The 24,712-nt window shown below is 46.0% G+C and carries 21 protein-coding genes; 7 read left to right on the forward strand and 14 right to left on the reverse strand.

Annotated features, from left to right (window positions below):
• Positions 1-339: 339 nt before the first annotated feature.
• From E4N66_RS06995 to ltaE, 4 genes are read right to left on the reverse strand one after another with little or no spacing between them, the layout of a single operon-like run.
• Entirely contained in the window at positions 340-1,179 is an 840-nt protein-coding gene (locus E4N66_RS06995) for a hypothetical protein (RefSeq protein ID WP_253727436.1), read from the reverse strand.
• Entirely contained in the window at positions 1,154-1,855 is a 702-nt protein-coding gene (locus E4N66_RS07000; protein WP_253727437.1) for a hypothetical protein, read from the reverse strand. The genes E4N66_RS06995 and E4N66_RS07000 overlap by 26 nt, the downstream gene beginning before the upstream one ends.
• On the reverse strand, positions 1,855-2,823 hold the full coding sequence (locus tag E4N66_RS07005; protein ID WP_253727438.1) for a cation diffusion facilitator family transporter: 969 nt from the start codon (positions 2,821-2,823) through the stop codon (positions 1,855-1,857). Before E4N66_RS07005 ends, E4N66_RS07000 begins: the two co-directional genes overlap by 1 nt.
• A complete protein-coding gene (ltaE, locus tag E4N66_RS07010) occupies positions 2,824-3,858 on the reverse strand; it encodes a low-specificity L-threonine aldolase (protein WP_253727439.1) in 1,035 nt (344 codons plus the stop codon).
• Between the two features lie 283 nt (positions 3,859-4,141).
• On the opposite strand from ltaE, the gene E4N66_RS07015 reads away from it, so the two are divergent.
• From E4N66_RS07015 to E4N66_RS07035, 5 genes are all read left to right on the forward strand, one after another.
• The gene (locus E4N66_RS07015) at positions 4,142-4,558 is read left to right on the forward strand and encodes an iron dependent repressor, metal binding and dimerization domain protein (protein ID WP_253727440.1); all 417 of its coding nucleotides are present in this window, start codon (positions 4,142-4,144) and stop codon (positions 4,556-4,558) included.
• A gap of 325 nt (positions 4,559-4,883) precedes the next feature.
• Positions 4,884-5,834, forward strand: coding sequence for a metal ABC transporter substrate-binding protein (locus E4N66_RS07020; protein ID WP_253727441.1), 951 nt, complete (start codon positions 4,884-4,886; stop codon positions 5,832-5,834).
• An 84-nt stretch (positions 5,835-5,918) separates the two neighbouring features.
• A complete protein-coding gene (locus E4N66_RS07025) occupies positions 5,919-6,797 on the forward strand; it encodes a metal ABC transporter ATP-binding protein (RefSeq protein ID WP_253727442.1) in 879 nt (292 codons plus the stop codon).
• Positions 6,798-7,086: 289 nt separating this feature from the next.
• The gene (locus tag E4N66_RS07030; protein ID WP_305880149.1) at positions 7,087-7,917 is read left to right on the forward strand and encodes a metal ABC transporter permease; all 831 of its coding nucleotides are present in this window, start codon (positions 7,087-7,089) and stop codon (positions 7,915-7,917) included.
• Between the two features lie 171 nt (positions 7,918-8,088).
• The gene (locus E4N66_RS07035; RefSeq protein WP_253727444.1) at positions 8,089-8,952 is read left to right on the forward strand and encodes a metal ABC transporter permease; all 864 of its coding nucleotides are present in this window, start codon (positions 8,089-8,091) and stop codon (positions 8,950-8,952) included.
• Between the two features lie 7 nt (positions 8,953-8,959).
• Here E4N66_RS07035 and E4N66_RS07040 read toward each other — a convergent pair whose 3' ends face one another.
• The 6 genes from E4N66_RS07040 to E4N66_RS07065 all read right to left on the reverse strand — a co-directional run bounded on the left by E4N66_RS07040 (position 8,960) and on the right by E4N66_RS07065 (position 15,849).
• Positions 8,960-9,409, reverse strand: a complete 450-nt coding sequence (locus E4N66_RS07040) for a 2-thiouracil desulfurase family protein (RefSeq protein WP_253727445.1) — start codon at positions 9,407-9,409, stop codon at positions 8,960-8,962.
• Positions 9,410-9,490: 81 nt separating this feature from the next.
• Positions 9,491-11,980 carry an ATP-dependent Clp protease ATP-binding subunit gene (locus tag E4N66_RS07045; protein WP_253727446.1) on the reverse strand — a complete coding sequence of 830 codons (2,490 nt, stop codon included), beginning with the start codon at positions 11,978-11,980 and terminating at the stop codon, positions 9,491-9,493.
• A 16-nt stretch (positions 11,981-11,996) separates the two neighbouring features.
• Positions 11,997-13,097, reverse strand: coding sequence for an ATP--guanido phosphotransferase (locus E4N66_RS07050; protein WP_253674432.1), 1,101 nt, complete (start codon positions 13,095-13,097; stop codon positions 11,997-11,999).
• Between the two features lies 1 nt (position 13,098).
• Complete coding sequence (locus tag E4N66_RS07055) at positions 13,099-13,605, reverse strand: UvrB/UvrC motif-containing protein (RefSeq protein ID WP_044016526.1); 507 nt, start codon at positions 13,603-13,605, stop codon at positions 13,099-13,101.
• A gap of 107 nt (positions 13,606-13,712) precedes the next feature.
• Positions 13,713-15,164 carry a sigma-54 interaction domain-containing protein gene (locus E4N66_RS07060; protein WP_253727447.1) on the reverse strand — a complete coding sequence of 484 codons (1,452 nt, stop codon included), beginning with the start codon at positions 15,162-15,164 and terminating at the stop codon, positions 13,713-13,715.
• 25 nt (positions 15,165-15,189) lie between these two features.
• A complete protein-coding gene (locus E4N66_RS07065) occupies positions 15,190-15,849 on the reverse strand; it encodes an HlyC/CorC family transporter associated domain-containing protein (protein ID WP_253727448.1) in 660 nt (219 codons plus the stop codon).
• A gap of 90 nt (positions 15,850-15,939) precedes the next feature.
• On the opposite strand from E4N66_RS07065, the gene E4N66_RS07070 reads away from it, so the two are divergent.
• Positions 15,940-17,142 (forward strand): two-component system sensor histidine kinase NtrB, encoded by a 1,203-nt coding sequence (locus E4N66_RS07070; RefSeq protein ID WP_253727449.1) that lies wholly within the window; start codon positions 15,940-15,942, stop codon positions 17,140-17,142.
• Between the two features lie 3 nt (positions 17,143-17,145).
• Positions 17,146-18,522 carry a sigma-54-dependent transcriptional regulator gene (locus E4N66_RS07075; protein WP_253727450.1) on the forward strand — a complete coding sequence of 459 codons (1,377 nt, stop codon included), beginning with the start codon at positions 17,146-17,148 and terminating at the stop codon, positions 18,520-18,522.
• A 48-nt stretch (positions 18,523-18,570) separates the two neighbouring features.
• Here E4N66_RS07075 and E4N66_RS07080 read toward each other — a convergent pair whose 3' ends face one another.
• The 4 genes from E4N66_RS07080 to E4N66_RS07095 form a co-directional block, all read right to left on the reverse strand.
• On the reverse strand, positions 18,571-21,423 hold the full coding sequence (locus tag E4N66_RS07080; protein ID WP_253727451.1) for a hypothetical protein: 2,853 nt from the start codon (positions 21,421-21,423) through the stop codon (positions 18,571-18,573).
• A gap of 16 nt (positions 21,424-21,439) precedes the next feature.
• Complete coding sequence (locus E4N66_RS07085; protein WP_253727452.1) at positions 21,440-22,270, reverse strand: HAD hydrolase-like protein; 831 nt, start codon at positions 22,268-22,270, stop codon at positions 21,440-21,442.
• Between the two features lie 79 nt (positions 22,271-22,349).
• Positions 22,350-24,002, reverse strand: coding sequence for an SPOR domain-containing protein (locus tag E4N66_RS07090; protein WP_253727453.1), 1,653 nt, complete (start codon positions 24,000-24,002; stop codon positions 22,350-22,352).
• A gap of 19 nt (positions 24,003-24,021) precedes the next feature.
• Entirely contained in the window at positions 24,022-24,516 is a 495-nt protein-coding gene (locus E4N66_RS07095) for a hypothetical protein (RefSeq protein ID WP_253727454.1), read from the reverse strand.
• Positions 24,517-24,712 lie beyond the last annotated feature (196 nt).

Genomic DNA, 24,712 nt, shown 5'->3' on the forward strand with positions numbered 1-24,712 from the left:
CCAAAAACTGTTACGCAATCCGCTTTAGCGGATATAACAAATCATTTCCTTACAGGAAAAGCCGATAGGCTTTCAGTTTTTGGACAGCCTCTGCGAGTTCGCAATGCGAACTCGATTCTGCGTGGAACAACCGCCGTCCATGGCGGTTCTGATACGTCGAGGATTTACTTCAGCAGCGGCAAGGATGCCGCTGGTTTAAGCAGTAGATGCCCCTACCGTAAGCCTTTTAAAAATAGTGATACCGGATACAAGGCGCGAACAAAAATAAAGCGGAGCCGTACTTGTTGTACGGTGAGCATTTATTTTTGTGCAGCAACGCCGTAGACGGTATGCATATTTTTAAAAGGACAAGGGGTTGTATTTCTCATGGTATACCCGCTCATATAAAAAACGTTTATCTTCTTCGAAAAGCTCTTCAAACACAAAACCGAGAACAGCACAGTTGCTCTTGGGTAGAAAATGAGAAAATAAGCTGCGTCCCTTGCTATGAATGGTACGATGAGGAAAATGCAGAACAAATCTAAGCGATTGCCGTTTTCCGATTGAAACGGCATAGTCGTCTCTACATCCGCAGATGAGTATTTTGCTATCTATAAATAATACATACAACCCGCTTGAAGCATACGGGTTAAACATCATAAACGTCTGCTGTTCAAACTCATGCAGCCGGTAAAGAAAAAGCGGGAAAATATTCTGTGTTACTGTTTTTTCCGCCGTAAATTGCGCGGCAGTTTGATACGCTGAGGGCAAAAAGTCGGTAAAGGGGGGCAGATGCAGATCTGTGTGGATAATCGAATCGAGGGGAAAATGTTCGTGTTCCTGCGCGGTAATCGGAGGATTATCCGGTATATAAATTTCTGCAAAAACATTATTTTGGGGCTGTTTTTCGGGGTCGTATTTATACGCAATATCCGGGAACATTACATAGCAGCTGCCTGCATCTGCATACACAGCCGTATGAAAGACAATACTTCGCTTCTTATGCTCAAAAAAAACGGAAGTTTTCTTCCCAATAAATTCAGAAAGCGGTTGAAAATAGAGCTTACTGTTTTTTATCGTATAGGAGCCGGACGGCAACATATAAAAGAGTGCTCCCGATTGCAGAAGGAGCGGTGGTAAGTCCTGTAAAAATGCTTCAACGATATAGTCATATTCAATCCGTGAGAGCGGAATCTGCATATTCTGCCCCCTTAAAATCAATATAAGAAATTTTCCATACAGTATCTTCTTTTACTGCGCCGAATTCCACCATAATAAACAGCGGCTGTTCGTCTTCTGAAAAAAGGTTCGGAACATCGGCTATATTATCGGAATCTCCAGTCTGTGCAACGGTATTTTGCTGTATCGCTGCCTCTTGATTTTCATTGGGAACTTCTACAGTAACCTGTTTTACAGCAAGCCGCATCAGTATGATTGCACTACCGTCCTGCTTAAAGGATGGGCGTCCGTAAAAAGCATAGGAAAAATCCGGAAAATGTTCTATCATAAAACGCCCGAGATGCGGTAAAAAAGCTTTTTGTGTACTAAATAAGGCGGAACCGAGCGATTTTGCTACAACTGCTGCGGCAATGCTATCGCAAAAGCTCAATACATCTTCCGGAATATTTTGATAGTCCAACATGCCGAGCTGCGGCAATGAGGGTAAAATATCTCCATCATCGATGGTATCTGCATACGGAACAGGCCGGTTACCTTCAATACTATACGGTTCGGAAATAGGCGGAATAACTAAATCATCACCCAATGCTTCCCATTGAATAGAGTCAAAATATGCCTTATTTTGATCCCGTAGAGATTCCGAACAGAGTGGCAGCAGTATCAATAAAAAAAGTGCGCCGCATCCTTTTTTCCGCACTATTCTATGCCCCCTACATCTTCCGCTGATAACCCGTAACACTCCCCGTCCCTATCGGAATTATAGGGTTCAATGTGGATAACAATATCATAGACATTCCCAAGCGTATTTCTAATAACAAGTGAAGTCTTTTCTGCAATAATATGCGCCTCACTTACCGGCATGGAACCGTCCACCTCGATATCCAAATCGATATCCCACAAATTCGCCATCTTGCGTATGCGTGCCCGGTGAGGGTTTTTAACTTCAGGGATGGAGGCTACAGCGCTAAAAAGCTGTTCATAAAGCTGTTTATTGGTATTGCCGTCCATCAATTCCACATTGAGTTCGATAAAGAGTGTAATAGCCGATTTGATAATAAGACACGAAACAAGCAATGCGACAAGCGGGTCAAAATACGGTGCGTGGAATAATAGAGAGATGATAAACCCGACAAGTACCGATGAGGAAATGACGATATCGTTTACCATATTGCGCGCGTTAGCAAGTATCATCAAGCTTTGCGCTTTTTTACCGAGAAGATATTGGTTGAGCGCGAGTAAGAGCTTGCCGGCAATAGATACCGCTGTTACGATTATCGCAATGCGCTGCGGCATCGGAAGCAGTTCACCCTTATAAACCTGTATCAGTTTATTGATTGAGGCGATAAAAAGCTGGATACCGGCAAACATAATGATAAATGCCAACACCATAGAAGCAATGGTTTCGGCACGCTGACGTCCCCACGGATAGCGGGAGTCCGACGGCTTATTGATGATAAAGCTGACAAGGACTGCCATCACGGCGATGCCTACATCGGTTGCAGTATCGATACCGTCTCCCAGTACCGATAAACTTCCGGTTATAAGACCGACAGTGAGTTTTAGTACGCAGAGCAGCAAATTACCGCCGAGTGCGACAAAAGAGGCGGTACGTACAATCTTGGTGCGTGTATCCTGTGTAAGCGTATTTTGATTGGTATGCTGCATTTAGGCGTAAAACTCTTTAATTGTGTCGGCAATATATTGGATATGTTCTTTTGTTATCCAATAATGTGTTGCCAATCGGAAATACCCGTCGCGGTCGCAAGGATTGATTAAAATATTTTTTTCATGCATATATTCGACAAAGGCTTCCGTATCCAATTGCGCATCTGCATTATTTTTGAAAAACACAAAGTTAATGTCCCTGCGGTCATGTGCAATCTCTATTTTATCGACATCGTTTAAGAGCTTTTCCAACATTCCCGCATTTTGGTGGTCGGTATCGAGGCGGTACCGCATCTCTTTTAAAGCGATTAAGCCTGCAGCGGCAAGAACACCTGCCTGACGCAACCCGCCGCCCATAATCTTCCGGTTCCGGCGCGCTTGGTCGATAAATTTACGGCTTCCGGCTAAAATAGAGCCGACCGGTGCGCATAAGCCTTTGGAAAGGCAGAACATAACAGAATCGACATGCTGCGTCAGTTCTTTTGCTTCAACACCTAAAGAAACGGCTGCATTAAACAGGCGCGCACCGTCAAGATGAATGGGAATATGATAGCGATTTGCACATCGCCTCACCTTCTCCATCTGCTCTACCGAAAATACTTTTCCGTTTGAGTGCGCATTTTCCAAACAGATAAGGCTTGTCTTAGGTTCATGGATATCGTCGCCGATACGTACCCGCGGTTCGATTGATTCCGGCAAAAGAATAGAACCGTGCGCATCGATCGTCCGCAATTGTACACCTGCAATAATACTTGCGGCTCCGCTTTCATGCTGCACGATATGACATTGATCGTCTAAAATGACCTCACTGCCGCGCGGACAATGCGTGAAAAGCGCCAACTGATTTCCGAATACACCGGAAGGCACGAAGAGTGCTGCTTCTTTTGCAGTAATACTTGCCGCATATTGTTCCAGTTCCTTAACGGTAGGATCATCTTCGTACACATCATCGCCGACCGGAGCTTTCGCCATAGCTTCCCGCATTGCCTCGGTTGGCCATGTAACGGTATCACTGCGTAAATCAATGTAATTCATATATTCAAGTGTATCCCATAACCCCTTCCAATGCAATACAGACGTTTTCAATATTCAAAATATTTTGTTAAAAGTAAACCTGTTCGGAAACTTCCGTTTCGGAACAGGTTACCTTGAAATGCGATGTTCTAAATCGTGCTATTTGTACGATTTAGAACTCGTCGACCTATTCGAAAACGCAGTTATCGAATAGGTCGAGTATTCCTACTTGAAAGACAGACGCCGAACCATATATTATAGGGCATCTCTAAATGGAGTATCTTGTAAAAAATCGGATTGAATAATGATGGAAGAAAAAACGGACGCATCGGCGGCATTTTCGCGGACACGAGCGGATCACGCAATAGAAATACTGGAAGATTATACGGAAGCTATCGCCCAAATCAGTAAGGAAAGCGGGAAATGCCGCGTTATGGATCTTGCACGATATTTCGGCGTAAGTCATGTGTCGGTCATTCAGGTGCTGCAACGGCTAAAAGTCAATCATTTGATCGAAAGCGGGACCCATAAGCCGATATGCCTTACCGAAGAAGGCCGTGCATTGGCGCGCGAATGTGCTGTCCGGCATGGAATCGTACTTCAATTTTTACTGAAACTCGGTGTAAGCGAAAAAACCGCACTCCTCGATTCCGAAGGATTGGAACACCACATCAGTTCCGAAACATTGGAATGTATGAAGCAGTTTATAGAAAACCTCTAAACACTGGACTGCTATTATTACCATGCAAATTATAGTGGGAACCTCTAAAAACAGAAGTTTTTAGAGGTTTTCCTTAGATTTATTTGCGATGTATTTTTTATAAATTATTATAATATAACAATTTATAAAAAATACTCGTCGGGCATCTCTAAAAGCTAACCGAGTTTTTAGAGATGCCCAGTGATAGTCTTGACAAATACTGTAGCATATACTACATTTATGGCAGAAATATGTAGTCTTAACTACATATTTCTCAAGTATTTTATGTAGTCTGTACTACTAAAAATAGATTTTTGTTCTTAAATATTTTTTCAAAGGAGCTTGTATGAAAAATCATACACAATGGACAACAATTGTACTCATAGTACTAACGCTTATTATCGGTGCAGCCGGTATTACCGGTTGTGCAAAAAAAGATGCGGCTGCAAGTAAAGCGGATGCCGCGCGCCCCAAACGGGTAGTAACAACCTTCACTATTTTGCAGGATATGGCACAGAATATTGCAGGCGATAAGCTTTTGGTAGAATCGATTACCAAGCCGGGGGCGGAAATTCACGAGTATGAGCCGACTCCCCTCGATATTGTGAAGGCGCAGTCTGCGGATTTGGTGCTGCGCAATGGTTTGGGGCTTGAACGCTGGTTTGAAAAATTCATGGGCAATGTAAAAGATGTGCCGAGCGTTACGCTCAGCGATGGGATTGATCCGATGGGGATTGGGGAAGGACCGTACAACGGGATGCCGAACCCGCATTCGTGGATGTCCCCGAAAAATGCGCTCATCTATGTGGAAAATATCAGAAAAGCCTTTGTGAGTTTAGACCCTGCGAATGCGGAAACCTATAATGCTAATGCAGCTGCGTACAGTGAAAGTATTAAAAAAATAGACACCTTCCTCACTGAAAAGCTTTCCGAAATCCCCGAATCGCAGCGCTGGCTCGTAACCTGCGAAGGGGCTTTTTCGTATCTTATCCGCGACTGCAATATGAAAGAATTGTACCTGTGGCCGGTTAACGCCGACGAGGAAGGCAGTCCTCAGCAAATTCAAAAGGTGGTAGATACCATCCGGCAGCATCATATTCCCGTTGCCTTTTCCGAAAGTACTATCAGCAATAAGCCGCAGCTGCAAGTCTGTAAGGAAACCGGAGCCTATTACGGCGGGGTTTTATATGTCGACTCTTTGACGTATGAAGACGGAGATGCCCCGACCTATCTTAAAATGCTGGAATACAATGCGAATGCAATCGTGAAGGGATTCCAGGATAGTCTTTCACGGTAAGCCGCAGAGATTTAGATAAACGGTGATGGCGGATGTACGGAAATATGCCCCCGCAATATCGGGCTAATAATTAAGGAGAGAATTATGGACGGTAAGCAGGAATATCCCGTTGAACTTACAGTAAAGGATGTCAGTGTTGCGTACAATAATGGACATGTAGCCTTATACAATGCGTCATTTTCCCTGCAAAAGGGGACGATTACCGCATTGGTCGGGGTAAACGGCAGCGGAAAGTCCACGCTTTTTAAGACAATCATGGGCTTTATTAAACCGATGAGCGGATATGTAACAATCTGCGGAAAACCGATTGGTATGGCACAAAAACAGCACTTACTTGCATACGTACCGCAGTCTGAAGATGTGGACTGGTCGTTTCCGGTTAGTGTGTGGGATGTGGTGATGATGGGGCGGTACGGCTATATGAATTTTCTCCGTATTCCGAGCAAAGCGGATAAGGAAATGGCCGAGCGCAGTTTAGAGCGGGTACAAATGCTCGATTTTAAAGACCGTCAGATCGGCGAACTTTCAGGCGGACAAAAAAAACGAGTATTTCTGGCGCGGGCGCTTGCGCAGCAGGGAAAAATCATATTGCTCGATGAGCCGTTTACCGGAGTCGATGTTAAAACGGAAACAGCAATTATCGAGCTGCTGCGTGAGCTGAAAAACGAAGGGCATCTGATCTTTGTTTCCACACACGATTTAGGTTCCATCCCTGAGTTTTGCGATCATGTTGTAATCATCAATCGGACAGTGATTGCCTCCGGTGCGACGGAAACCACCTTCACCGCCGAAAACCTTATCAAAGCATTTGGCGGAGCGCTGCGGAGTATTAAAATTGATCATACCGATAATCCGGAAGACACTGCTCACGAAATAAGAGTATTCACCGATGACGAGGGGGCTTTGATTACCAAGCAGGAGGGCAAACCGTACCTCAAGGGCATAAGAAATGTTGTTGAGTAGTGGTGGTTTTGAAAAAGCAACCGCGCCCGATATATTTAAAGCGGTTGCGTTCCTTTCTGTGGAAAATTTTATTAAAAATTTTCCACAGTTTATTTTGAAGAGAAAGGCAAACACATTAGACAAATATATAAAAATCGCAGAATAATGGAGGTTGTGAGACCATTTGAACTGCAAAGCAGTTCAACTCTGGTCGAACAGCCCCATTATTCTGCGGGGTATTTAAAAAAATAGTCTGATGCGTTTGCCTTGATGGAGTGATATGTTATTAATTCCTTTTCAGTATGAATACATGGTGAAAGCGATTTTGGTGAGCGGAGGTGTCGGCGGGGTGTGTGCCTTGCTGTCGTGTTTTGTTGTGCTGAAAGGCTGGTCACTTTTGGGAGATGCGCTATCCCATGCGGTGGTGCCGGGAGTTGCGGTTGCTTATATTATCGGTATTCCGTTTTCTATCGGGGCGTTTATCAGCGGAATGCTTGCCGCGCTTATCATGGGTTTTGTTAAAAATAAGACACGGATTCGAGAGGATGCAGTAATAGGTATTGTTTATACCACGTTTTTTGCGCTCGGTGTACTGCTAATTTCACTGTACCCAAGTAACATCAGTCTTACGACAATCATTATGGGAAATATTCTCGGTATCGCCGACAGAGATATTGTGCAAACGCTGATTATTGCAGGCGGAAGTCTTATTATCATTTTGCTAAAATGGAAGGATTTGCGGCTTTTTTCGTTTGATCCGTCGCACGCCCGCTCGATAGGACTGAACACCAATGCGCTCTACCTGTTGCTGCTCACTCTGCTTGCCGTTACGGCGATTGCGGCGCTGCAAACGGTAGGTAGTGTGCTGGTTGTAGCAATGCTGGTAACGCCGGGAGCTGCCGCATATCTGCTCACGGATAGATTTCCGATGATGATGGGGCTTGCGGCAATAATCGGGACACTCACCGCTTCAGCAGGAGCCTATATCAGCTATTATCTGAACGGTTCAGCGGGAGGATGTATTGTTGCATTGCAATTCTTTTTATTTTTGGCCATTTTGTTCTTTGCTCCGCATCACGGCATCATCTCCGCGCGGCGGACGGCAACACGTTCGATAAAAGCCTTTTTTGCACAAAACTGAGGAGAAGATTGTATTTTTAAACTGCCCAGCTTTTAATAGCGGCAAGGATTGTAGGGGCGGCGAAGCCGTTCCGAAGGAATGGAGCCGAGAGGCGGAACCCCGAAAAGCCTGATTTTTGCGAAGCAAAAAGCCGCCCAAAAGAATATAAAAAACAAAACTGAGGAGAGGTCTATGTGGTTAATGTCGGTTCTAGAGCCATTTACGTATGGATTTATGATAAAGGCGCTCGTAATAGCGGCGTTGGTTGGGGGTGTTTGTGCCCTTATTTCGTGCTATTTAATTTTAAAAGGCTGGTCGCTGATGGGGGATGCGATTTCTCATGCGGTACTGCCGGGAATTGTGGGGGCGTATCTTTTGCATATTCCGCTTGGAGTTGGGGCGTTTGCTGCGGGGCTATTGAATGCGGCTGCGACGGGGTGGATAAAAGACAGGAGCCGTATCCATGAAGATTCGGTGATGGGGGTGGTTTTTACGGGGCTGATGGCGATCGGGCTGATTTTGGTGACGAAGGTGAGTTCGAATATTCACTTTATGCATATTTTGTTCGGGAGCCTTTTGGGGATTGAAAAGAGCGATATGATACAGGCGATTGTGTGTTCGGCGGTGACGCTGGTTGCACTGATTGCCAAACGGAAGGATATTCTGCTGTACTTGTTTGATAAAAACCATGCGCAGGCGGTGGGCTTGAATGTCCAGTTGATTCATTACCTGTTTCTTTCGCTGACGGCACTGACCATTGTTGCGTCGCTGCAGGCGGCGGGGATTTTGCTGACGGTTGCGATGCTGATTATTCCCGGCTGTATTGCATATCTGTTGACGGACAGGCTGAACCGGATGCTCCTTATTTCCGCCTGCTCCGCGGTGATGAGTTCCTTGATTGGTACGTATGTGAGCTATTACCTGAACGGGGCGACCGGCGCGTGTATCATTTTAACGGAGTCGTTCTTTTTTGCTTGCGCGATGGTGTTTGCGCCCAAATACGGTATGCTGGCACATCGCCGGGCAGCGCGGAAAGCACGTTTAGCGCTCGCTTAGAACTTGCTTAGTGCTTTAAAAAGCCCAAAGGGAGATCGATATCGCTCCATTCTTCTTCGGTCATTACGGTTATCCCATTCCTCATGAGTAAATCTGCCGTTTTCCCGTTTCCTGCAGTGAGTATTCCGGAAAAAGTCCCATCATACACCAAACCTTTTCCGCATGAAGGGGAACGGGCTTTAAGCAGTGCATCTTTACAACCATACTGCTGTGCTATTTCTAAAACTACAGCAGCACCTTTTTCAAATGCTTCGGTTACGTCATCGCCGTCGGTGTTGATGACTTTTCCTGCTTTCATTTCTGCTGCCGAACGCGGTGTCGGTAAGCCTCCAAGCTGCTCCGGACAGACAGGTATTGCTTTTCCTTCTTTTACAAGCTGTTGCACGGCAGGATTTATTGCTTTCTTTCCGTCATACCTACAGGGGAATCCTGCAAGACAGGCGCTTACAATGATCATACGCGGAATACTCCTCTTCGCGGGTGCATCATAATTCCGGCATTTTCAGCGCTTCCGATAATGCCGGAAGCACTGTTTTAACTACCCTTCCTGCGGTTCCGTGGAGACGGCAGGAAGTAAGGTAATGATTGTTGCCGGAATAGCCGGTATGTCGGTTTTAATGCTTATCGTAAGTGCGTTTCCATCAGTATCGACAACAGCGGTAGTGCCGGGGGTAAAGTCCCCTGTGATGATTTTGACGGCGAGGACATCTTCTATTTCGGTTTGCAACAGCCTGCGCATCGGCCGAGCGCCGAGCAAGGGATCATAGCCGTGCTTTATACAATAGGCGCGGGCATTATCAGTGATTCGAAGCTGCAGCTTCTTTGCTTCAAGGCGGCCGGTTAATTTGGAAAGCTCCAACTCGAAAATAGCTTCTATCTCTTTTTCCGAAAGCGGGGTAAAGACAATCAGCGAATCGAGCCGGTTCAAAAATTCCGGACTAAAGATTTTCTTTGCCTCCAGTTCGGCGGACTTTTTCATGCCCTGATAGTCGATGGTGCGGTTTTCTTCCCGTGCAAAGCCGAGCGGTTCGTCCATCAAATTTCGCGTGCCGACATTACCCGTAAGGATGATCACCGTATTCCGGAAGCTCACCGTATGGCCGAGGCTGTCCCGCAGTTCCCCCTCCTCCAGCACCTGCAATAACAGGTTAAAGACATCGGGGTGCGCTTTTTCGATTTCATCAAACAGGATAACCGAATACGGATTCCGTCTGATTTTTTCCGTCAGCATTCCGCCGTTCTCAAAACCGATGTATCCCGGAGGCGCTCCGACCAAGCGTGCAACGGCATGTTTTTCCATGTAATCGCTCATATCGACCCTGATAAGGGATTCCGCAGAGCCGAAGAGGAATTCAGCAAGCGCCTTTGCCAGCAGCGTCTTCCCTACCCCCGTCGGTCCTAAAAAGAGGAACGAGCCGATAGGCCGGTCAGCTGAGGCAATTCCTGCGCGGGAACGGCGCAAAGCATTTGCGATAATACCGATTGCCTCATCCTGTCCGATAATGGTTTTATGCAGCTCTTTTTCGGTTTCGGCAAGGCGCTTTGCCTCGTCGGAGCCGACACTCTTGAGCGGAATATCCGTCATTAAAGAGACGGTTTCGGCAATGTCGGCAGGGTCTACTTCAAGCATTGTTTCGTTTTCTTGGTTCAACCACCGCATTTTGATTTTTTCCAGCTGAACTTTTAAGAGCTTTACTTCGTCGCGCACAACAGCCGCCCGTTCATAATCCTGTACTGCAACCAAGTCCTTCTTTTCGCCGGCAAGCTCTGCAATCCGCTGTTCAATGGTCGTGATATTTTGAGGCAGCTCGGTAGTATCCATTTTCTTCAAAGCGCCCGCCTCGTCCATCACGTCGATTGCCTTATCGGGGAAGAAACGGTCGGGGATATAGCGGGACGAAAGCTCCACAATCTTTTTAATGGTTTCGTCGGAATAGTGAACATGGTGGTGCTGCTCATACTTGGCTTTAAGCCCTCCGAGAATCGCACACGTTTCTTCCTTTGTCGGCTCTTTAATCAGCACGGACTGAAAGCGCCGCTCAAGGGCGGAATCTTTTTCAAAATACTTGCGGTATTCGTCAAGCGTTGTTGCACCGATACACTGTATTTCCCCGCGAGCAAGCGCCGGCTTCAGGATATTAGCCGCATCGAGCGCACCCTGAGAGCCGCCGGTACCGATGAGGGTATGCAGCTCATCGATAAATAGAATGATATTTTTAGCGTCACTGACTTCTTTGATGATGCGCTTGATGCGTTCCTCAAACTGCCCACGATACTTGGTGCCGGCAATGACGGAGGCAAGATCAAGCGAGATAACCCGTTTCCCGAACAACGAGCGAGGTACCTGTTCATTCACAATCGCCGCCGCAAGCCCTTCGACAATCGAGGTTTTCCCAACGCCGGGTTCTCCGATTAAGACGGGATTATTCTTACTGCGGCGGGATAAAATCTGCATCACACGGCGCATTTCCCGCTCCCTACCGATAACCGGATCGAGGAGGCCTTCTCGGGTTATTTGCGTGAGGTCTCTACTGAATTCGGATAATACGCTGTGTTTCTTTTTTTCCTGCTGCTGCTTATCGCGCCGCGTATCCGTACCATGTAGTTGATGTATGGTCTGCTGTACGTCATCCAGAAAAATCCCCTGCTGTAAAAAGAAATGCGCAAGGATACTCTCCTGTATCTGAGCAAAGGCCAGAATAAGATGCTCCGTTCCGGCTGCTTCCTGCTGCATAATCCGGGCTTGAGCGGCAGCGGTATCGACAAGCTGTTTGACCCTATTTGATGCAGGGATTTCTCCCCTCACCGGCTCGCCTTCCCGTATCGGCGTACTTTGCTCCAACCGCAGCTGTAGTGTCAAAAAATTGACATGGAGATTCTCCAATAAGCGGTATCCGCGCCCCAGTTTTTTTGTGATGAGCGCAAGCAGTATATGTTCAGGTTCTACCGTGTCGGCATTCACCCGCCGAGCTTCTTGCTGGCTAAAAACCGTTAACAATTCATAAAGATTCTGTGAAAGAGTATGCATAGTATGTCTCCCGTTTCTACAGTCCGTTCTTTGCGGAGTTTTGTATCCGCAGCTCAGCCCGTTTTAAGATCTCCTGTACTAAAATCGCACGAATACGCTCAATACGGAGTTCATCCAGCTGAAAGGGTTCTTCAAGATGAAACGTGCCGTTCAACATCAAAAAGGCGATATGGGCGGTTTGAGTTTGATACAGAAGCGCGAGACAGGCTTCCGGACTTAAACCTTCGATAAAGCCAAGATTGATACCGAGTTTTATCTTGAATACAAGGTCTATCGTATCTTTTACATCGAGCAAGTACGCATTTTTCGCAATACTGAACGCCTTAATGACATCATCTTGAATACGCCACAGTTGCGTTTTTACCAACGAATCCCGCAATTCCCGCTCTTCATTGATGAGTTCCCGAATCGCAGACGTTATCATACTGATTTGCACCTCATCGGTATAGCCCGCGGCGCTTTTAGTAGAAATGAGGTACAAATAACCGAGCAGCCGTTTGGTATTCTGCGCATAATAAGCGTGTACTTCAAAATTTTGCTTTGTCAGCGCCTCTATCTTTCCCTGTATTTTGTTCGTCAGCGAATGACCGGGCAGCGAACACAATACCGAACATTTCATTCCGCTCCCGATATTCATCACATCCGAAGATAAATATCCGAAATCCTGCACGGCACTGAATTCCAGCGTTTCAGCCAATGTATCGATGATATTCTTTCCCAGTGTAAAGCATTTTTGCAGTTCAAAACCTGCATAGAACGCTGAAAGTCTAATATGATCTTTCACATTCACAGTTGCTGAAAGAATGCCGTCATCACGGACAATAACCCCCGTACCGAAATTCCGCTCCAGATTGGCAGGAATGATATTCCGCTCTTCAAAAATCTTTTTTGCTATTGCATCCAAGGTATCGAGCCGAATAGGATGGAATCCGTCGGAAGGAGGCAGGTCTTGGAATGCGGATACGACAGTCCGGTACACCGTTTCCGCTTCTTCTTTTTCGAGCGTCGGAGGAAAGCGATAGTTCTTTAAATTCCGTACAATACGTACCCGTGAAGAAAGAACCGTATCGTTGTCGTTTCCGGAATAGGTATACCATGCATTCGAAGATGCAAACATACTAGGTTGAAACCTCCTGCTCTTTTATCTTATCGCGGAGGTATGCAGCCAGTTCATATTCTTCATTTTCTACCGCCTTTTGCAGTTCCTCTTCAAGATGCTGCAATGAGACCGCCGTATCCGAAAACGTTTCCGTTTTTAAGGGCAGGTTTCCTGCGTAAAAAACCTCTCCGGAAGTTTCTTGCATGAGTTTTAGTACGGTATCGCGGAAATAAAAAAAACAGCGGGGGCAGCCGAGGATTTTCTTTTCTTTGACACGGCTAAACGGCATCCCGCAATCGGGACACACCAGAGGGTGGACGCTATCCCTTGCTTCTTCCGAAGTGTCTAATTGAGGTACAAGCCCGTCAAAAATAGCTTTAAGTGAAAGATGCATTTCATTGTTATCAGAGTAAAGATGGTGCTTTTTAGCACATGATCTGCAAATATACAGTTCTTTTGTTTTTCCGTCTATAATTTGCCGCACGAGCATAGAGGCATTATGCTTTCCGCATATCTGACATATCATGCTGCACTCCTCAAGGTTATGGTATTTCCTTGCATATACGCTAGAAGCATACAGACAATGATTGATAAAATCAAGGAGTCGGTAGTATTAAGGTTTTGATTGCTCCGTTATGCTGAGGGTTTTTCGTTTATCTCGCGAGAGGCCGTATGCCGCTGACGCTTGCGGACAAAGGTTGCATGAGACATACCAAGACTCTCGGCGGCAAGCCGCACATTTCCGTATGTTTTATAGGCAAAGTCGATATACTCCGCTTCTATATCCGCAAGGGCGGCTTTTAAATCATGTACGCTGTCAGGCTGCTTTACCGGTATATATAAAGGTTCCGCCTGCTGTTTACACGGGGTAATAAATGTATTCATTGCGGTAATCTCGTCGCTGTCGGTAACGATAACCGCCCGTTCCACAATATTCCGCAGTTCGCGGATATTTCCGGGCCACTCGTACTCAACCATCAGCCGGAGCGCTGCGTCAGAAAAGTATTTGCGGAATGCATATTTCCGGTTGAGCTGCTCAAGGAACAGCTCCGCCAGCGGAACAATATCATTGCGGCGTTCGCGGAGCGGCGGAATGTGCAGGGGAAACACCATCATTCGATAATATAAGTCTTTGCGGAACTTCTTTTTCTTCACCATTTCTTCTAAGTTACGGTTTGTCGCCGCAATGACGCGTATGTCTACCGGAATGGGTTTTGTGCCACCGATACGCTTTACCTCATGTTCTTGTAAAACCCGCAGCAGCTTTACCTGCATATTCAGCGGCAGCTCTCCGATTTCATCGAGGAAGATAGTTCCTTGGTCGGCAACCTCAAAAAGTCCCGCCTTGCCGTTCTTATCGGCACCGGTAAAAGCGCCCCGTTCATAGCCGAACAGTTCGCTTTCTATCAGATTGGCAGGAATAGCGCCGCAGTTTACACTGATAAACGATTTTTTATTGCGGCGGCTTTGGCTGTGGACATATTGGGCAAATACCTCTTTACCGACACCTGTTTCACCGCTAATCATCACCGTTGTATCAAGCGGGGCAACCTTATCCGCCATACGGATAATCGAAAGCGTTACCTTATCGGCTGCAATAAAATCGGTTTTATCAAGAAATTGAGTCCTTATATGCTCCAATTCCTTATGCAGGCGCAGCCGTTCCTCATTTCGGGATTCTATTTCCTCCCTCAGATGATGGATTTCAGTCATATCCCGGACGTTTGTGATGACCATTTCTATTTTATTGTCGGATCCGAATACCGGTGTACTGGTAATGAGCGCCTGACGTCCTGTGCTGAATTTTTGCTGCAATGTTACCGGCTTACCCGTTCTGATAGCGATTAAAGACCCCGATTGAGAAATAGTACCGCCCTCTTCAAGCTGCTTCATATTACAACCGATAACATCGTCGCGGGAAATACCGGTAATCACTTCATAGGCTTTATTTGCCCGCAGCGTATTGGCCTCACCATCAGTGATATAAATACCGTCAAACATATTTTCAATGATGGAATCGAGCTGTTTTTCCGCATCCAAGCGGATGGGGCAAGAATCTTTTCGTGAACATTTATAGTCAGACATATACAGCCCTCCCTATAACTATTTTTTATGATTTTAACGGAGTTATCTTAATATGCCGGATGAGTTCTCCTTCCATATCATATACTTGAAACATATATTCACCGATTTGAGCTTCACATCCAACTGTCGGCGCTTTTCCTATTGCCTGTAAATAATTGAATAAATATCCTGCAACGGTATGCCCATACGATTCGTCAAAATCGGCATCAAGCCGCTTATTAACCTCTTTCATACTGATACCGCCGTTTACAATATAGTCGCCGCCGGTTTCGTGATTATGCACTTCAGGATCATTGAAATATTTGCGAACCGCAAAAAGAATTGCGATAGCGATAACGCCTAACAAAGAACTCTGCATACTGCTGTGATCCATAATGAGTGCGCGAGCAATCGTATATAAAAGCACCTCGATTGCACTGCCCGGCGTATGTTTTGTAAGCATCTTTACAAACTCGATACCGATAACCAGTTCAAATACAGTCGAAAGAAATTCCGCAAATGACGGAACCTCCGCACCGGCGAATGTACTGATGATAAAGCCTTTCAGCTGTACAAGAACCCGAATACAGAGGAGCAAAATCCCGATAATAACTACCAGAGCGAGCAGAATTTCCGTATAACTCGCCATTAAGCCTAAATAACGCCTGAGATTTTGTTTGTTCAATTTCGCTTTTAATTTATTCATATACCGGATATTATACACTGAAATCCTCAAAAAGAAAGAGTAAATTTTTACTAATTTGCGCTTTTTATCGTTTTGCGCTATACTTGCCGCATGAGAGAGTTTATGAGCCGCGCACTGCGGAAGCTACCGCGCATGAACGATTCGCAACTACGCTCTTTTATCCAATTAATTGCCGATGACTACGCACTCTTTGACGCGATGATGGATTCGCTTGCGAACGGCGTTATCATTCTGGATTCAGATCATACAATTATAAAAACCAACCGAGCTGCTTCGCGGATTCTCGGCATTCCGCTTACGGAAAGCCCCGACCGGCCGTTGTGGACATCAATTTCCGATGCAAAGTTAGCGGATTTTATCCATACGGTGATACGGAATGAAGAAGTCAGAACGGCAGAGGAATTCGTCATCGTTGCCGACGAGGAAAATCAATACATTGAGCTTTCGGTACTGCCGCTTGTTAAGGAAAAAAGGGTACGGGGAACAATTATCACCGTTGAAGATATTACGCAGCGGAAACGGGAAGAAATCAATAACCGGCGGCTTGAAAACCTGGCGAGCCTTACCAACCTTGCGGCGGCAGTTGCTCACGAAATAAAAAATCCGCTTGCGGCTATCAGTATCCACGTGCAGCTGCTGCGGAAAAACTTTAAAGCGTGTAATTTGGAGATTAATGCAAAGGCGCAAAAACACCTTGACGTAGTGGAAGAAGAAATCGAACGGTTAAATAAGATAGTCGTAGATTTTCTCTTTGCCGTTCGGCCGCTCCAGTGCGAATTTGCACCGGTCAATGTTAATGAACTGATTAAAAATCTTTTTACAACCTTTCAGGAAGAATTTTCCGCTGCCGGTATTTCTTTTGTCTCTCAGCTTGACGATGAACTGCCGATTATTCAAGCGGACGAACGCTTTTTACGGCAAGCATTGATGAATATCCTGACGAACGCAAAAGCCGCGATGATGCCTTCGGGCGGAGAACTCGGCATTACAACGCGGTTTGACCAAGAGCGGGTATATATCATCATTACCGATACAGGCAAAGGTATTCCGCCCGACATACTGCATAAAATTTTTGAACCCTATTTTACAACAAAGCCGGATGGCAGCGGGCTCGGACTCACGATGACGTATAAGGTGATAAAAGAGCACGACGGAGATATTCAGGTACATTCGGAAGTGGGTAAAGGTACCCGCTTTACATTCATGCTGCCCATTACCCGCAGCGAAAAACCGCTTTTATTGGAAGCCCGCACCGCACAAAGCGCCGACAGTACACACAGCACAGGAGTATAAGGCATGAAGTTTAAAATTTTAGTTATCGACGACGAAAAAAATATCCGTGAAGGGCTCCAGATGGCGCTTGAAGACGAAGGGTATGAGGTACTGACTGCGGAAGACGGAACCGACGGCCTGCAAAAAGCGCTATCGGAGGTGGTCGATCTCGTTATCACCGACTTGCGGATGCCGGGCGTCGGCGGGCAGGAAATCCTCCGTAGGGTAAGTTCGGAAACGCCGGGCGTACCGGTGATTGTCCTGACCGGCCACGGCACCGTCGAAACCGCCGTCGAAGCGATGCGTATGGGCGCTTATGACTTTTTAACCAAGCCGCTCGACCTTGACCGGCTTTCTCTGCTGGTAAAACGCGCACTCCAGAACCGTGAACTGGTATTGCAGCACCGTGAACTTATCGAGCAAATGCAGTCGGATAAAACATTCGAGCACATCATCGGGAAGAGCGCGGCGATGGAACACGTGTTTGAGATGATCAGGAAGGTGGCGCCCTCCCGTGCCTCCGTGCTTATCACCGGCGAAAGCGGCGTCGGCAAGGAACTGATTGCAAGCGCGATACACAAACTTTCTCCGCGGAAAAATAACAGCTATGTTAAGGTACACTGCGCCGCGCTTGCGGAAAGCTTGCTGGAAAGCGAACTGTTCGGACATGAGAAGGGCGCATATACCGGTGCAGTTAGTCAAAAGCGGGGACGCTTTGAACTCGCCGACGGCGGCACGATCTTTTTGGATGAAATCGGAGAGATCAATCAGAGTTTGCAGATAAAAATACTACGCGTGCTGCAGGAAAAGCAATTTGAGCGGGTGGGCGGCGAAAAGTCCATCACGGTTGATACCCGCCTTATCACCGCGACCAACCGCGACCTTGAAAAGGAAGTCGCCGCCGGTACGTTCAGAAGCGATCTGTATTACCGTCTGAATGTCGTGCACATCCATGTGCCGCCGCTGCGGGAACGCAAAGAGGATATCCCGCTGCTGATTGCCGCCTTTATCAAGGAATTTACGGAAGAAAACGCAAAACAGATTACTGCCATCGAGCCGAAAGCCCGCGCGGCACTTTATGCTTATGATTGGCCCGGCAATATCCGGCAGCTGCGCAACTGTCTGGAAAGCGCCGTCGTGATGAGTTCTGACGATACCATCCGCCTCTCCGATTTACCGGAACCGGTACGCGAAGCGGAGCAAACGTCTTCCATCCGTATCCAAATCGGGACTCCCCTCGCCGAAGCGGAACGGCATATCATCATGGAAACCCTTGCCGCCTATAACGGGAATAAATCGAAAACCGCCGACATACTCGGTATCGGGCGTAAAACCCTTCATAGAAAGCTCGATGAATTTGCGGCACATGCTACCGATGCCGCCGGTTCGGGTGCGGAGTAAACCGGGAGCACGGGAATGAATCGGTTAGCAACATTAAAAAAGATTTTGTTACAGGTTTACGCCGACGACAAATCGGAAAACTCCCGGCCGTAAAAACGTTCGAACGGGATGCATATACTCTCCCCCAATCTCCACTGATCTGTTTAATGCCACAAGGCAGTTTACATAGAGGGTATCCAAATAGAGAAAGCCGCCGTTATGCGCTTTTGAAGCGAAATTCCCTGTCAGTATCCATGCATAGCCGGTATGAAAGGATATACGGTTTATAAACAGCGGTAAGAAAGAGCTGCCGTTTTGCACGTCATAGCTGAAAAATGTAAGATCGCATACACCGGATATTCCTCCCGACACTTTACCGGTTCCAAGCGAAGCAAATTTCTGCCGCATTGCATCGGTATTATATGCCGCAAAAGAGGGGAAATAATTGGTTTCCGTAACAGGGTAATGAGCGGCAATATGTGAATATGTTCCGTTTAAAGGATTAAACTGTGCATTGAATCCAAGATAACCGCTCAAAGTAAAGCGAAGCGGTACTACAGGAATATAGCCGTCAAACGATGCCTGAAAAACGGCAGCATTGGCTTTTTGTTCAACGCAGTATGCATGAGCAAGAGAGCTTGATATAGTGATACCTTGAAGATCCTTTGCAAAGAAAGGAGACCGTATTATGCGGGAACTGCGGACATTTCGGTAATAAAGCTGCCCTTCATGTGCAAGTACCGTATACTTGTATGGAAACGGATAGTAGGTTTTACCGGTATCGGATAAAGGCGCTATCCATGCTGCCGTTGCCAGATAAGAGAGTTTAAACATTTCCCATGAATAGGAAAGCGGAATAACGCTGCTTGCACCGACGCCAAATCCGGTTTTACGGTAGGTAAACATCTTTGTATCAAGCTGATCAAAGACATTCATATTTAACGAAATAGGCTTAAAGTGATAGGCTGCATCGGCTTTTATTTGTGTAAAAAAAGGTTTTAGCAGAAATAGCAATGAAGAATTAACTTCGATTGTCTCCGTAGGATCAAGCATAGCCAGTTTTATCCCGAGACCGTATCCTCCGTAACGCCGTATATCGGCAGGAATATTAGCTGTCGGCCGTACCTTTGCCCGCCACAACCATGTGAGCGGCTGATACTTGCTCGGATTGAGAAGCTCAAGGTTAGGAAGCTTGGTCGATGCCGGTATATCCGGTTGAACAGTCATAGCTGCCGGCTGGATAGTTTTTACCGTAAGATCCGCTTCCTTCATAGTATATAAACGGTGATAGGTAGCATGCTGCCCTACGTAAAGGATGGAATGATTACCTGCTTCATTTGATAGATGCTGTTTCTCCGGCAGTAGAATGGGAAAGAATACACCGCCGGAAATATCGGTTTGCTGTGTTTTTACGATGCCGCTTTTAGGGTAATAAAGACCGAGCCGATAGAGCATATTCATCTCAGCCCAAGAGAAAGCAAGGATATACTCGTTACCGCTTTTTACCGATTGTAAGTAGCGGATTGCATACGGGGTATCTTGTTCAGGCAACACCGAAAGACTGCCTGTTTCGGTATCGATACGTAAAATAGTACGTTTTACCCCATTTGCTGCGATAAGAGCAACCTGCCCTTCTCCGATATAACAAGGACTATATAATGAGGCAAAGGATTGACCGGGACCGGCCGTATATAAAACTTTTTTAACTTCCTGTGTAGTGCGGTCAATCAACACTGCAGAAAACGATTGATTTTTTAACATTATTGAACAGAGTGTCTGCTCGTCGACAAAGCACGCCGCCATACTTGATAGTATCGGTTTACCGATAAACCGGTGTTTTTTCATATCAAAAATACGTGAGCGTTTTTGCGATGTCTTACTACTTGTTTCAACAGAATCCGAGACAACGAGAAGAGAGCCGTCATCCGAAAAAGACAGTTGATTCAACGAAAAATCCGCCGTAAAAAGCTTGACGGGTGTGGAAGCTGCAATGGTACTGTCTGTATTATCGATGTTTACGTGCGTAAAATACACAGCTTGACTATCAAAATCATAATAGGCAAAACCGTCATGAGAAGCTGCAAGAGCGCTATATCCAGACTTCTTTGTCTGAGGAGCAAAGGAAACAGGTTCATTCAGTTTTTCCGGCAGCGGAATAGTATTGATAAATTGATTCCATGCAGCGCTTACCTCTTTATCATAAATGGACTTGAATTTTCCCGGTATAAAAAGTCTCCAGCTCAGTTTCCATAGCTTTGAATACGCCTCCATCCCGTATGTTTTTTGTAAATAGTCGGCAAAATAACCGCCATAGATATACGGCCATAATCCGGTTGGGTACATATCTCGTGAACTTGTAGCTTCCTGCCACGTTGGAGTTAGGCCATCGATTTTATTCTGAATTACATACTGTCTAATCAAGGGATCATTTAAACGACCTTGTCCATGCAAACTCTCAAATGAAACAGCCGCTCCTTCTACAAAAGACATCGGTAAAATATTTAAAAGAGAAAAAGGAACGTCAAGCGTAAGAGCGTGGGTAAGTTCATGGTAAAAAACTTGTAAGAGTGTGTCGGGCAAATTGCCAAGTGTTCCATCTGTAATACCGGTATCATAGATGACAATACGGCGATATGGTTTTCGGGTAAAATATCCGTTCAGTTCTTCCGTGTCGGATACAAGATACACCGGTATGCGTCCTTTAATTTTTTGCTGTAGCGCGGTACATATCTCATCGGCATAACCGTCGGCGTATTCCACCAGCAGCGCTGCAGAAGGCGCCGATGCTTCCCTATAGATAATTTCAAAATATTTGGTTTTAACAGACTGCAGCGATTCTGTAAACGCAGGAGCTGTTACAGAAATGAAAAAACAGAATAGTACTAATAATTTCGATATATTTTTTTTTCTATACTGATTCACGGTTAGTCCTCAAAAGTTAATCTTCAAGTTCCGAATAAAACCGGTCAATAAGCTGCTGCTCATACTCGGCATACCGTCCGTTGATAAAGAGCGGTATATAGGTATCTTTCAACTGAATCCAGCTTTCGGCTTCTTTTTCAGGAATAATCGGATAAAAGAATACGGTACTACTTTGCGCAGCCTGCAAATCTCCGGGCGCATCGCCAAGTTTTAACATACAGCCGTCTTTATATCCGCCGCTCTGTTTTAATGAGGCTAGAATTTGCTTTTTACTGCCGTTTTCTTGCGTAAAAATACCGTTTACAAATTTTGTTAAACCGGCTTGCTCCCATTCGGCAGTCACGGCAGCATTATTGGCAGAACTGACAACAGCTATATCGGCAACGGCATAAATGGTTTCGATGCTTTCGTAAACATGCGGGAAAGGGATGCGGTCTTCCAAAGGTATTGAAGCAATAGTCTTATTTACATTAATCGACCATTGCTCGGCAAGTGCAAAAATAGGATGACCGACAGTTTGATATGCCTGCCTGATGCCTTCGTTCGACAACTTTCCGCCCGAATTAAGAAAATGTTCATACGCTTCCAATCCGTCAACGGGAATAAAATGCTTGTCGATAAACCGGCATACCTCAAAAAAGCCCTTAAAGCGATTGATGGCACGCTTTTTGCTGAATAGATTTACCTTATTCCAATAGTGCAGAATCGGTTCCGCATGATCCTGCAAATTGAATATGTTTACCAGCTCTGGCCCGAAAGCACGGTAGTGCTTGAGGTTCATTGTATCCATAGCACAGCCGTCGCTATCGATACAGACTAAAAAATCTTTTTTCCGTTTGAAGTCCATTCCCACCCCTTATATGCTAGAGCGCCGCTCAAGTCTTGGTTATCGTGAGAGGCAGCCCTGTACCGCGTTGTATTTTAGTTTAGGGAGCTTTTTTTAAGAACGCATCCTTAAAGCCTAATTTTTGGAAGGTTTCCAATGTTGCGCCCTGTTCATCTTTTTTTAGCGGTCCGACATATACCTTATAGAACACCTCTTGTGCCGTAGAAGATTTTTCTACCGCAATCGGATACTGTTTACCATACCGCTGTACAAAACTTTCCACATTCAGCATATCCTTAAACCGGCCTATCTGTACATAAAATGCTCCCTTTGTAAGGACATTAGCAGTATAGAGTTCTTCGGCAGGCTGTGTAACCACCGGTGCCGCAGCAGGCAAAGCCGGCTTTTCAGGTTCTTTGGGAACAGGAATAAATTCTTTCATCGGTGCCCGGGGTTCCGATGGTACAAGCATAACATGATTTTCTGTAATCAAGTCATCTTCCGTAGTGTCATCCTTGGGTTCTTGCTCTGCAAGAGCTTCCTCAGCGATAACAACTTCCGGTTCGTCTTGCAGCTCATCCGACTCTTCCGCCGGTTCTTCATTAGGTTCAACGGCAGGAAGCTTCGGCTCAACTGTAGGCTCTTCCGTGTCTTTTTCAAGCTCAGCTTCATCGACCGTTACCGGTTCCGGTTCAATCGGAGTTGACACTTCCGGCACCGGTGAAAGTAACGCATCTAGCTCCGAAGCGGTCGCCGGAACGGCTATTTCTGCAACTTGCACTACCGGTTTTGTATACTCTCCGGAAGATTCGCCCCCCGCTTCTATCGGGGGCTTTTGAATGGGGGGAGCATCCAATACCGGTTTTTCAGCCTCTGCGGAATATTCGGATGATACAGAAAGTTCTACGGGTTCGGTTACCTCGGGAACGGCAGCAGGAGCCGGTACGATCTCCGGTTCCGGTAAAACAGGTTCCGATACTTCGGCTACAGACGCAGTAGGTTCTGCCGGTACCACTTCAGGTTGGGTAGGCTCTTCAACTTCGGCAATCGGAGACACCGGTTCTTCCGGTTCCGGTTGTACCGGCGTTTCAATTTCAGCTACCGTTATCGGATCAACTTCTTTGATCGGTTCAGCTTTTTCGTTTTTTTCTTCTTTTAGTTCAGCTGCCGGCTTCACCGGTTCGGACACTTCCGGAGGAGGTGCCGGTTCATTCTGAATAGGTGCTTCGTTTTGAATCGGTTCTTCATACGGATCTTTCCGGTTATTATCTTCTTGTACCGGCTCCTCTGCGGGTTGTATCGGTTCCTCTGCGGGAATAGCCTTTACAGGGGAAACTTGAGGAATCTCTTCTGCCGGTTCTTCAGGAGCCGCCGTTGGGGCAAGCTGCCTCTCTTCAACTTTACCCAACAGTACCGGATCGGCACCTTCCTCGGCTACAAGCGGAGGTATGGAAACACGGACACGTACGGTACGTCCCTCTTTGATTGCCAAAATTTTTGCTAAATCAGGAGACACCTTTACTAATACTCCCTGCGCCCCCTCGTTATTGATAACAACTGCGCGGGATGTTATATTTTGTTCCAAATTGGTGATTTCGATAAGCGTATATTTAGGGAATAAATCACTGGAAGCAAAGAGTCCTGTAGGGAACTCTTCTTGTAATCCCGCAGCAGCATTACCTTCCCATACTGCCCACGTCAGTGCAGTGCTTAGTAGTAACATACTTAGGACAGTCATTATTTTTTTTATCATCTGTATCCCCTTTTCACCTCTATAAAGTTTCCAACATACTGGTACCGATAGATTGACCGGCGGTTTTTATTTTTTGTTTCAATTCGTTTTCCGGTATTGTTTTCGGATCGATCTTTTCTTCAAAAATGATTTTTTGGGAGTAAAAATCGATGAACTTCCATTCAAGGTTCTTCCATTCAACAGCCGGTCTCTGTCTATGGACGGTATTGTTCAATGCCTGTTTATATTCACAATACAACACCGCCACATAGTCAACCGATGAATCGAACCGCTTGAGCAAAGAAGCAGTATCTTTGTACCGTTCATAGTTTTCCGCTGTACATTCGACACTGGTTGCTACCACCCCTCGGTCAAAACAGAATTCAAAAAGCTCGGTTTCGAGCGCTGTCGTCAGTTCAGCTGCTCCGGACGGTGCATCGGAATTATAGATACAAGCAAAACCGATTGTTTTTGCATATACCGCACCACAGAGCATAGTGCAGCATAAAAGCACTATCGGTATCCGCTTTTTCATAGTATATTCCCCGTAATCAATATCGGCAAAATAAAAAAAGGATAAAGAGCAAACGAGACAGCGTTTTAAAGGAAAAGTTATTGATTGATTGATTGGGGTTTGTATCGACCCTATTGCGCGGTAAAAAGGACAGCTCTAAAAATCTAACCAAGTTTTAGAGCTGCTCATACGTGTCACTGCACCCGGCGTAACACCG

The sequence above is a fragment of the Treponema sp. OMZ 857 genome, from assembly GCF_024181085.1.
In the GTDB taxonomy this organism is placed as follows: domain Bacteria; phylum Spirochaetota; class Spirochaetia; order Treponematales; family Treponemataceae; genus Treponema.

Coding starts and splice junctions, on each gene's coding strand:
- E4N66_RS06995 (WP_253727436.1), bottom strand. CDS start 1,179: ATGCAGATTCCGCTCTCACGGATTGAATATGACTATATCGTTGAAGCA.
- E4N66_RS07005 (WP_253727438.1), bottom strand. CDS start 2,823: ATGCAGCATACCAATCAAAATACGCTTACACAGGATACACGCACCAAG.
- ltaE (WP_253727439.1), bottom strand. CDS start 3,858: ATGAATTACATTGATTTACGCAGTGATACCGTTACATGGCCAACCGAG.
- E4N66_RS07015 (WP_253727440.1), top strand. CDS start 4,142: ATGATGGAAGAAAAAACGGACGCATCGGCGGCATTTTCGCGGACACGA.
- E4N66_RS07020 (WP_253727441.1), top strand. CDS start 4,884: ATGAAAAATCATACACAATGGACAACAATTGTACTCATAGTACTAACG.
- E4N66_RS07025 (WP_253727442.1), top strand. CDS start 5,919: ATGGACGGTAAGCAGGAATATCCCGTTGAACTTACAGTAAAGGATGTC.
- E4N66_RS07030 (WP_305880149.1), top strand. CDS start 7,087: ATGGTGAAAGCGATTTTGGTGAGCGGAGGTGTCGGCGGGGTGTGTGCC.
- E4N66_RS07035 (WP_253727444.1), top strand. CDS start 8,089: ATGTGGTTAATGTCGGTTCTAGAGCCATTTACGTATGGATTTATGATA.
- E4N66_RS07040 (WP_253727445.1), bottom strand. CDS start 9,409: ATGATCATTGTAAGCGCCTGTCTTGCAGGATTCCCCTGTAGGTATGAC.
- E4N66_RS07045 (WP_253727446.1), bottom strand. CDS start 11,980: ATGCATACTCTTTCACAGAATCTTTATGAATTGTTAACGGTTTTTAGC.
- E4N66_RS07050 (WP_253674432.1), bottom strand. CDS start 13,097: ATGTTTGCATCTTCGAATGCATGGTATACCTATTCCGGAAACGACAAC.
- E4N66_RS07055 (WP_044016526.1), bottom strand. CDS start 13,605: ATGATATGTCAGATATGCGGAAAGCATAATGCCTCTATGCTCGTGCGG.
- E4N66_RS07060 (WP_253727447.1), bottom strand. CDS start 15,164: ATGTCTGACTATAAATGTTCACGAAAAGATTCTTGCCCCATCCGCTTG.
- E4N66_RS07065 (WP_253727448.1), bottom strand. CDS start 15,849: ATGAATAAATTAAAAGCGAAATTGAACAAACAAAATCTCAGGCGTTAT.
- E4N66_RS07070 (WP_253727449.1), top strand. CDS start 15,940: ATGAGAGAGTTTATGAGCCGCGCACTGCGGAAGCTACCGCGCATGAAC.
- E4N66_RS07075 (WP_253727450.1), top strand. CDS start 17,146: ATGAAGTTTAAAATTTTAGTTATCGACGACGAAAAAAATATCCGTGAA.
- E4N66_RS07085 (WP_253727452.1), bottom strand. CDS start 22,270: ATGGACTTCAAACGGAAAAAAGATTTTTTAGTCTGTATCGATAGCGAC.
- E4N66_RS07090 (WP_253727453.1), bottom strand. CDS start 24,002: ATGATAAAAAAAATAATGACTGTCCTAAGTATGTTACTACTAAGCACT.
- E4N66_RS07095 (WP_253727454.1), bottom strand. CDS start 24,516: ATGAAAAAGCGGATACCGATAGTGCTTTTATGCTGCACTATGCTCTGT.